General features: G+C 43.7%; 11 protein-coding genes and 1 pseudogene. 5 read left to right on the plus strand and 7 right to left on the minus strand.

Features of this window, described 5'->3' with window-relative positions; all coding sequences use genetic code 11:
- The coding region (locus JZU62_RS00005; RefSeq protein WP_295010684.1) for a bifunctional ornithine acetyltransferase/N-acetylglutamate synthase at positions 1-791 on the minus strand (791 nt) is incomplete at its 3' end.
- 142 nt (positions 792-933) lie between these two features.
- Positions 934-1,122: a 50S ribosomal protein L28 gene (gene rpmB, locus JZU62_RS00010; RefSeq protein WP_013459236.1), complete on the minus strand. Its 189-nt coding sequence runs from the start codon at positions 1,120-1,122 to the stop codon at positions 934-936.
- Between the two features lie 149 nt (positions 1,123-1,271).
- On the opposite strand from rpmB, the gene JZU62_RS00015 reads away from it, so the two are divergent.
- Genes JZU62_RS00015 through JZU62_RS00035 form a run of 5 tightly spaced genes read left to right on the plus strand, consistent with a single transcriptional unit; the run spans position 1,272 to position 5,525 of the window.
- Positions 1,272-2,090, plus strand: a complete 819-nt coding sequence (locus JZU62_RS00015) for an HDOD domain-containing protein (RefSeq protein ID WP_295010686.1) — start codon at positions 1,272-1,274, stop codon at positions 2,088-2,090.
- Positions 2,074-3,468 (plus strand): chemotaxis protein CheX, encoded by a 1,395-nt coding sequence (locus JZU62_RS00020; protein WP_295010688.1) that lies wholly within the window; start codon positions 2,074-2,076, stop codon positions 3,466-3,468. The genes JZU62_RS00015 and JZU62_RS00020 overlap by 17 nt, the downstream gene beginning before the upstream one ends.
- A gap of 43 nt (positions 3,469-3,511) precedes the next feature.
- Entirely contained in the window at positions 3,512-4,153 is a 642-nt protein-coding gene (gene rpe / locus JZU62_RS00025; RefSeq protein ID WP_295010690.1) for a ribulose-phosphate 3-epimerase, read from the plus strand.
- A complete protein-coding gene (locus JZU62_RS00030) occupies positions 4,150-4,737 on the plus strand; it encodes a phosphoribosylanthranilate isomerase (protein WP_295010692.1) in 588 nt (195 codons plus the stop codon). Before rpe ends, JZU62_RS00030 begins: the two co-directional genes overlap by 4 nt.
- Entirely contained in the window at positions 4,731-5,525 is a 795-nt protein-coding gene (locus JZU62_RS00035; protein ID WP_295010694.1) for a 3'-5' exonuclease, read from the plus strand. Before JZU62_RS00030 ends, JZU62_RS00035 begins: the two co-directional genes overlap by 7 nt.
- A 9-nt stretch (positions 5,526-5,534) precedes the next feature.
- On the opposite strand, the gene accA is transcribed toward JZU62_RS00035, so the two are convergent.
- The 5 genes and pseudogenes from accA to JZU62_RS00060 all read right to left on the minus strand — a co-directional run.
- Positions 5,535-6,470 carry an acetyl-CoA carboxylase carboxyl transferase subunit alpha gene (gene accA, locus JZU62_RS00040; protein WP_295010696.1) on the minus strand — a complete coding sequence of 312 codons (936 nt, stop codon included), beginning with the start codon at positions 6,468-6,470 and terminating at the stop codon, positions 5,535-5,537.
- Positions 6,471-6,482: 12 nt separating this feature from the next.
- Positions 6,483-7,700, minus strand: coding sequence for a beta-ketoacyl-ACP synthase II (locus JZU62_RS00045; protein WP_295010698.1), 1,218 nt, complete (start codon positions 7,698-7,700; stop codon positions 6,483-6,485).
- 107 nt (positions 7,701-7,807) lie between these two features.
- Positions 7,808-8,038 (minus strand): acyl carrier protein, encoded by a 231-nt coding sequence (gene acpP, locus JZU62_RS00050; RefSeq protein ID WP_295010700.1) that lies wholly within the window; start codon positions 8,036-8,038, stop codon positions 7,808-7,810.
- Between the two features lie 83 nt (positions 8,039-8,121).
- Positions 8,122-8,865, minus strand: a complete 744-nt coding sequence (gene fabG / locus JZU62_RS00055; RefSeq protein ID WP_295010703.1) for a 3-oxoacyl-ACP reductase FabG — start codon at positions 8,863-8,865, stop codon at positions 8,122-8,124.
- A gap of 109 nt (positions 8,866-8,974) precedes the next feature.
- Positions 8,975-9,295 (minus strand): annotated as a pseudogene (locus tag JZU62_RS00060) (phosphoglycerate mutase (2,3-diphosphoglycerate-independent)); the annotation flags it as partial.

A 9,295-nucleotide genomic window follows, 5' to 3' on the forward strand; every position in this document is an offset into this window, starting at 1 on the left:
TCACGCACCATCTCTTTCGCCAAAAAGAGCATAATGGATTCAAGTGCTTCTTTAAACGCTCCTGCATGAAACGCTCCGCTCTCACCGTTTGCCATTACCAGCACGGTATCATTGGTCGAAGTATCCCCATCGACGCTCGCTGCATTGAATGTCGTATGGACACACTCATCGAGGATACTTTGCATAGTAGCTTTATCAACGGCCGCATCGGTCGTGATAAAGCAGAGCATCGTCGCCATTGCTGGGTTAATCATCCCCGCACCTTTCGCCATCGCACCGATTCGAAATGATTTTCCATCACTCAAAACAACTTCATATGCGATGCGTTTAGCAAATGTATCGGTCGTCATAATCGCTTCGGAGGCATTAACACCCTCTCGATGAGAGAGATCAAAGTTCATAGCACCTTCGATGATTTTGGCTTTCGGAAGGCGTACTCCAATCACTCCCGTCGAACTCATCACCGGATTTTGGATTTGTGGAAATTTGACTTTAAGGGCATCAAGCACCTCATCTATATCATCGATACCCGCACGCCCCGTCATGGCATTCGCATTTTTAGAATTGATGAGGACAAAGTTCCCCTCAAAATCCCCTTGTGCTCGAAAATGGCGTATCGGTGCCGCCGTCATTTTATTCGTGGTAAAGACCGAAGCGACAGCACACGGTTTGCAAGAATAGATGAATGCCAAATCTTTGGCAAAGTCTTTTTTCAATCCGATGTGGATTCCGTCGGCAAAAAAGCCCTCCGCAGCGCAAACACCGCCGTCAATAGAGTTGATGGTAAACATGATGAAATACTCCTGATACAAAAAGGGTAATTAGGTATGGTTTATTATAAACAGAGAAACCTAGTTCAAGATTAAAAATGAGAAGTTTTTGTGAAGTAATAGTGGGAGTAAACTCCCTGAGTGCGTGAGACCACGCGGGAGATTACGAATCTTTTTTAAGAGTACGAAGCTCAGAAGCAGCGATTTTCAGTTTTTTGGTTGTACCGTCTTCAAGTGTTACACGAACAGTACGAAGGTTTGGTAAAAAACGGCGTTTAGTTCTGTTTTTCGCGTGAGAAACGTTGTTCCCGCTCATTGGGCCTTTACCGCTAATAGCACATTTTCTTGCCATTTTGAGGCTCCTTGCGTAAATTTTAGTTGCGAATTTTATCTTATTGAACCCAAAGTTTACCTTAAGTAACGGTTTAACCATTATAAAGGGTCGTTTAATCAATTGACTAATACAATATAACCCTCTTTTAAAATAATTAAGATCGGATAATGTTGCACGTGGTGACTCAAGAAAAAATATTACTTTATATCCAAAATATACCACCAGCTCCTACGATTGTTAAACAAACCCTTGACTATGTACGTGTCGGCGACTTAACCAAAGCCGCTAAATGTGCCGAAGAAGACCCTGCACTTAAACTTTATCTCAAAACATTAGTAAACCGTCCTATTTATGGATTTCGAAATGAAGTGAGTGATTTATCCCAAATTTTCAGTATCTTGGGAGTCTCAACAGCTCAACAAATTTTGTATAACTATCTTATGAGCCTGTTAGCTCCAAAAGCGTGGGGACTTTTTTCTCTGGACAATCATTCTTTCTATGATTTGCAAGCTTCTCTCAGTCGAAAATGGGAAAAAATTCTCAAACATCTCCAATTGCTTAATCACGATACCGAGAGTGCCATCACCCTCTTACCCGCTAGTATTATCGTCTGTGACGCTCTTTTTACAGAGCATAAAAGTGAAGTCGAACAGCTTAGAGCCGTCAAAGCACTCGATTATAATACTATTCTCTACCGACTCAGTAAACTTAGTTTATTCGATGTTTGTACCGAAATAGGGACAAAATGGGAGATGTCCCCCGCGATTAGTCGCATTGTACATGCTGCCTCTGGGGTTGATAGTACCATTGCAGGCAATGAAAAAATCTTAGCGCAATGGATGCATCTGCTCCTTTTCTACGAGTTAAGCCAAAGTACTTACGTGAGTGCGGGATTAAACGAGTTTGTCGAATTTCAAATCGAATTCGTCCAAGATATATATGAATCTTTTATGCAGGTGGTAGGGAACGATGAGAGCAACAGTTAAAGGGAGAGTTGCCGTTTTCCATCCGCAGGGCTTTTTGGATGGTAACAACGCCCCCTCATTTTTAACCATTGATGATATCAAAGCAACCGAAGGACTCAATATCGATATGCTTTTGGTGTCACTCAAAAAAGTGATTTTTTTTAACAAGAACGGTTTGGATGTTTTTATCCGTCTCTTGATAAGTATCCGAAACCAAAAACATATTGCAGTCGGATTGTGCGATTACGATTCGGCAAAATTCAAAACGATCCAAACCTTCTATGGAAGCACTCTTAACTTCTCCCTCTTTCGTACCGAAAAAATAGCGGAACTCTTTGTCTCCACCAATAAAAACGATTCTAAAACGGTACTCCTTTACAATGATGACCCCTCTCAGCGGTCTGCCATGGCAATTGAGCTCTTCGATTACGGGCATAATCCGGTTATTGCTCAAAGTAAAAAAGAGTTTGAAGAAAAAAAACAGAGTCCAGATCTCTATTATGCGGTGATTGAAGATACCTATTTGGGATTATTCGGGCAGAAAGTTGCCACCCGCGTCACCGGAAATGCGATCATTTATACCATCGGCAATTTTTTAGATGCCGAAATCGGAAATACCTTCAACATCGCCTATCACAATAACTCCCTCAATGTCGGTTTTCGCCTCTTTATTTTCGATGCCTATAAAGTGGTTTCGATGAATGTCCATGCCCTCAACTTTTTCACCAAACTTGCCTCATCGGGGGCAGAATATAACGCTTCTATTTGTTTCGTCGGGTTAACATTTGAAAAAACCCCAAAAAGCTTTAAAAATGATCTCGAAGATGCCGGCATCATGTTTTTTAATCAAATGGAAGATATCCTCAAAAATAAAGAACTCCTCCGAGAGCTGGGGGGAAGTTCTGCCACTTCGTCAAAAAATGTTCGCTCTCTCACCAAAGGGCTCATCAATGAACTCTCAGGATTAATCGATGCAACCGTATCCACTCTGGCTATGATGACCAATGCCAAAGCTATCAAAGAGTCCATGAATATTCAACTGTTAGAGATTAAAGATTCTAAAAATCAATACGCCAGCTCCATCGGATTTTACGGAGATCTTGATGGAATGATTATCCTTGTTTTCCCTAAAAATATCGCTAAAAAAGCGTGTGAACTCCTAATCGGAGAAGCAACCGATAACGAAGAGTTGATCCTCGACTCACTAGCAGAGTTTGTCAATATTATAGGAGGGCGAGCCAAAACACTTTTGAGTGAAAAAAAGAATCGAGTTGATATCACTTTGCCACGTACCTACATGGATGTCGATTCTCTAATGGAAATGGCACAAAACAAAAAAGGGGTTCAAGTGAACCTTAGTTTTGAGGGTAGTCATTTCACCTTTTTCCTAACGCGATAAGTTTTTCGCTAAAATAACAAAAATATTATTCAAGGTGTATCCTATGCTTATCGCTCCGAGCGTCCTCTCTGCCGATTTTGGAAATTTAGCACGTGATGTCCGTGCCATTTGTGACGCAGGATGCGATTTTGTGCACGTTGATGTAATGGATGGACATTTCGTCCCCAATCTCACCATTGGACCCGTTGTCGTAAGTGCTATTGCACGCGCCGCAACCAAACCTCTCGATATTCATCTAATGGTTCAAAACAACACCTTTTTTGTCGATCTGTTTGCCCCACTCAAACCGGAATTCATCACCTTTCACATCGAAGAGGAGAAACATCCTCACCGTCTTGTCCAACATATCCGCTCACTTGGTATTAAACCCGGTATCGTCCTCAACCCTCACACCCCTGCCGAAGCGGTCGAATATCTCCTCGGTGATATCGATATGGTTCTAGTGATGTCGGTCAATCCGGGTTTCGGGGGACAAAAGTTTATCCCCACTGTTGTTGAAAAAATCCAGCGTTTAAAAGCCTTGAGAGATCGTATTAATCCCAACTGTCTTATCGAAATCGATGGCGGAGTAGGAAGCTCCAATATTTCGATACTAAAAGAAGCCGGTGTCGATGTCTGTGTTGCCGGAAGCTATGTTTTTGGAGCCGATGATTATAAAACCGCGATTGATAGCCTCAAAGTATGAGAGTCAAGATCTGCGGAATCACTAACCTTGAGGATGCACTTATAGCGATAAATGCGGGTACAAATGCCCTAGGATTTGTCTTTTATCCTGACTCTCCTCGCTATATCACTCCCGCTGATGCAAAAAAAGTCATCGATAAACTTCCCCCTTTTGTCGAGAAAGTTGCCCTTTTTGTCAATGAAACACCGGAATTTATCCGTTCGCTTTGTTTAGAGACTGGGTGTTCACTCGCTCAAATTCATTTTGATGTCGAAGAAGATTTTTTCACTCAAGTTAATTTCCCATCATTACCCGTTATCCGTGCGCAAAAAAGAGATGATATTCTAAAGTATGCTGATGAGTATCGTCTCGTTGATGCGTATTGCGAAGGCTTCGGCGGAAGCGGTAAACGGCTCAATATCGAATGGTTTGAGGGGGTTGATTGTTCTAAAATCATCCTCGCGGGGGGGCTTGATGCGGATAACGTTGCCTCTTTAAAATCGTATGGATTTTACGGCGTCGATGTGAGTAGCGGTGTGGAAGCATCCAAGGGAAAAAAAGATCCTCAAAAAGTGATCTCTTTTATCCAGAGGGCAAAATGGTGAGTGTATTGGATCCGAAAATTATTGCCCGTCTTAGCAAAAATGGTATACCGAAAGATGAGTTTGAGAATCTTATACCTGATGAAACCGAGCTGGAGCTTTTCAAAGCGCAGGGGATGAATATCATTTTAGAAAACGGATACTATAAATTTCAAAGTGCCATAACGTCAATCGATGATACTGTGTTTTGTATCGCCGATATCGAATCGAACGGCTCAAAACCTTCTCATCACCAAATCATAGAGATCGGTGCGGTCAAAATACAAAATGGTCGTATCATCGATACCTATGAGAGTTTAGTCTATTGCACCGATATCTCGACTCAGATTCAAGAGATCACCGGAATCACCCCTGAGCAAACCCTCAAAGCACCTCCACTCAAAAAAGTGATGCACGAATTTCGTCTTTTTTTAGGGGATGCCGTATTTGTCGGTCATGATGCTAAATTTGATTACAACTTTATCTCGGCGATGATGGAGCGTGTGGGACTTTCTCGACTTCTGAACCGCTCTTTGTGTACGATTGACGTAGCAGAGCGAACCTTTGAATCTGAACGCTATGGATTAGCCTATCTAAACGACCAATTAGAGCTTTATAAAGATGCAACCCATCATCGTGCCCTCTCCGATGCGATGACAACCACAAAGCTTCTTAAACGTACGCTGACGATGATCCCTAATACGATTAAAAATACCGAAGAGCTGATTGCATTTTCAAAAGAGGCAAAACGGTTAAAACGTCCAAAGTTTAAAAAAGAGGGTAAAAAAGAAGAGGTAAAAGGGGAGGAATAAGGGTTAACCTTATTCGCTAAATCGACCCATCCCGACAAGGCGGTTGTAGCGTTTATCAAGACGCTCTGTATCGCTAAGTTTACGGAGATCTTTGAGTTGCTTCATAAAATACGTTCTAAGAGCATCCACTGCCCCCTCTTTATCACGATGAGCACCGATAAGCGGTTCATCGATAATATCATCAATCAAATCAAGCTCTTTGAGGTCAGCTGAAGTGATTTTAAGCGCTTTTGTTGCCGCTTCCACTTTGGTCGGATCGTTCCACAAAATCGCTGAACACCCCTCAGGAGAGATAACACTAAATACCGAGTAGCGCATCATAGCAAGACGATCAGCTACGCCGATAGCTAATGCTCCACCGCTTCCCCCCTCGCCGATAACGACGGAGACGGTGATAGTATTGAGATTTGAGAGTTCGAGCAAGTTACGGGCAATCGCTTCACTTTGGTTGCGTTCTTCCGCACCAAGCCCCGGATAGGCACCCGGAGTGTCGATTAGCATCAAAAGGGGGATATTAAACTTTTCCGCCATTTTTGCCACGCGGAGGGCTTTGCGGTACCCCTCAGGATTTGGCATACCGAAGTTGCGCTTGAGCTTGTTTTTGGTTCCGCGCCCTTTTTGTTCACCGATTACCATTACACGCTCATCGCCCATGTAACCCATGTAGCAAATGATAGAGAGATCATCACGAAAATGGCGATCCCCATGAATCTCATACTTTTTATCCAAAAGGAGATTGATGTAATCAAGCGCATATGGACGGTCTTGATGGCGCGCTAGCTGAAGCTCTTGATAGGGAGAGAGATTAGCGTAGGTTTTTTGAACCTCTTTATCCAAATCCTGCTTTAATATCTCTACCGCATGGTGATCATAGCGCACTTCTGCGGCAATAATCTCCTCTTGGATTTGACGAATGTTCTGTTCAAAATCTAAATAGGTAGCCAACGGCTTGCCCTCTTATATTTTTTTGAAAATAACGACACCATTAGTGCCGCCAAATCCAAATGAGTTAGACATAACAATATTGAGTTCCGCTTTGCGTGCTACGTTTGGAACAATATCCAAATCACAGTTTTCATCCGGTGTAACATAGTTGATGGTCGGAGGGATGATACTATCGCGCATTGCCATAATACTCACAACCGCTTCGATACCGCCTGCAGCTCCAAGACAGTGACCTGTTTGACCTTTAGTGGAACTTATAGGGGGACAGTTCTCTTTTCCGCCAAATGCGATTTTAAGTGCCGCTGTCTCATTTTTATCATTGGTAGGGGTGCTGGTTCCGTGAGCATTAACGTAATCCACTTTCGGATGACCTGCCATTTTGAGTGCCGCTTTCATGGCACGTAATGGTCCCTCAAGACTTGGAGTAGTAATATGGTTTGCATCACCGCTCTCACCAAAACCGATCACTTCCGCGTAAATACGAGCACCGCGTGCCACTGCCGCATCGTACTCTTCAAGTACCAATGCCGCCGCACCTTCACCCATAACAAACCCGTCACGTTCAGCATCAAAAGGACGTGAAGCATGTTTCGGGTCATCATTACGGGTAGAGAGCGCTTTCATCGAAGCAAATCCACCGATACCGACACCGGTAATCGCTGACTCTGCCGCAACCACGAGCATTTGATCCGCACCGCCGATCATAATCGTTTTTGCCGCTTCACTGATCGCATGAGTTCCTGCCGCACACGCTGTTACTGCAGAGAGGTTCGGTCCTTGCAACCCGTGATCGATAGAGATAAAGCCACCGAGCATATTAACCAATGCTCCTGGGATAAAGAATGGAGAGATACGACGAGCCCCTTTAGTTTCAAGGATAATCGAATTTTTCTCAATAGAGGGAAGCCCACCGATACCGGCTGCCGCATCAATTCCAAAGCGCTCTTTATCGAAATCCTCAGGAAAATTGGCATCTAACATCGCCTCTTGTGCCGCTTTAATGCCAAGATGGATAAAACGGTCCGCTTTTTTAACCTCTCTGGCATCCATAACTGATTCAGGATCGAAGTTTTTCACCTCTCCGGCAATTTGTGCACTTTGTGTCGAAGCATCGAAAATCGTGATCATATCAATCCCGCATTCACCCTCACAAATTGCTTTGAATGAGCTCTCTTTGTCATGACCAACGGCATTGATCATTCCCATTCCGGTTACTACTACTCTTTTCACATTTTCTCCTGATGGTGGATGGTCTGAAACTTTGGCTCCATTAAGCCAAACTCTTAGACCATAATTTTTAGTTAGTGACTATCGAGGCTACGCCTCGATAAGTATTTTTAGTTTTTGCTTTCGATGTAATTGATTACATCTTGAACAGTTTGGATTTTTTCCGCTTCGTCATCAGGGATTTCGATATCGAATTTCTCTTCAAGAGCCATTACCAATTCAACAACATCAAGGCTATCAGCGCCGAGATCTTCTACGAATTTAGAATCCGCTTTTACTTCGTCCGGGTTAACGCTTAATTGCTCAACCACTACTTCTTTAATATCTTCCAAAAGTGCCATAATAGCTCCTGTTCCTATGAATAAAATCGGCAAATTATACCATATTTACCTTAAGAGGCAAAATTGCACTCTTTTAGGGAGTCTTACATGAACATCCCGCCGTTGACTTTGAGGGTCTCTCCGGTGATATAGCTCGCATGGTCACTGAGTAAAAATGCCGTTGCTTCGGCAACTTCTGAGGCATTTCCGAAACGTGCCATCGGAATTTTTGCGGTGAATGCCGCTTTTACTTCTTCTTTGAGCTCATCGGTCATATCCGTTGCGATAAAGCCTGGAGTAACACAGTTATAGCGGATACCGCTGGTTGCCGCTTCGATCGCAAAACTTTTGGTCATGGCAATCATACCGCCCTTGCTTGCCGCATAGTTCGTTTGTCCCGCATTGCCTGTTTCACCGACGATAGAAGCCATGTTAACGATACTTCCGAATTTTTGTTTACGCATCGCTTTCATCGCTTCACGACATCCGATAAACGCCGACGTAAGGTTTGCATCGAGTACACTCGTGAACTCTTCCGCTTTCATCCGAAGCGCCAATTTATCATTGGTGATCCCTGCATTATTAACAAGGTAGGAGAGTTCACCGTCTGCATCGACGATGGTTTTGATCGCATCCACAAATGCCGCTTCATCGCTCACGTCGAAACCGATAACCGCCGCAACTCCGCCGACTGCTTCAATCTCTGCCTTAACCGCATCTGCCGCCGCCGCACCGCTTCGGTAATTAATCCATACTTTCAAGCCATAGCTTGCCAATACTTTTGCCACTTCCGCACCGATTCCTCGGCTTGAACCTGTTACCAATACATTTTTACCTGTGAATTTCATCATTATCCTTTTTATTATAATTTTATAACGTTATCGGAGTAAAACCCCGATACCTACGTTAACACTAGGTTTCCTTCGGCAGGAAGCCCACGTATGCTTGCATACTTTTTTATATTAATGGTGTGTCCATCTCGGACGGAATTTCAAGCCCCATCAATTTTAAAACGGTAGGGGCGACATTATTTAGGGCACCAGAGCGCACTTCGCTCACCCCCTCCGCCATGACAAAGCACCATACTTTTCCAACCGTATGATTGGTGAGCATATTTCCCGCATCATCTTGCATCTCTTCGCAGTTGCCGTGATCGGAGGTGAGCACCATCGAATAGCCGTTTTTTTGCGCTGTTTCGACGATCCGACCCAACTGAATATCGACCGCTTCAACCGCACGAACCGCCGCGTCAAAGTTGCCCGTATGTCCGACCATATC

This window comes from Sulfuricurvum sp. (assembly GCF_019163035.1).
GTDB lineage: Bacteria > Campylobacterota > Campylobacteria > Campylobacterales > Sulfurimonadaceae > Sulfuricurvum.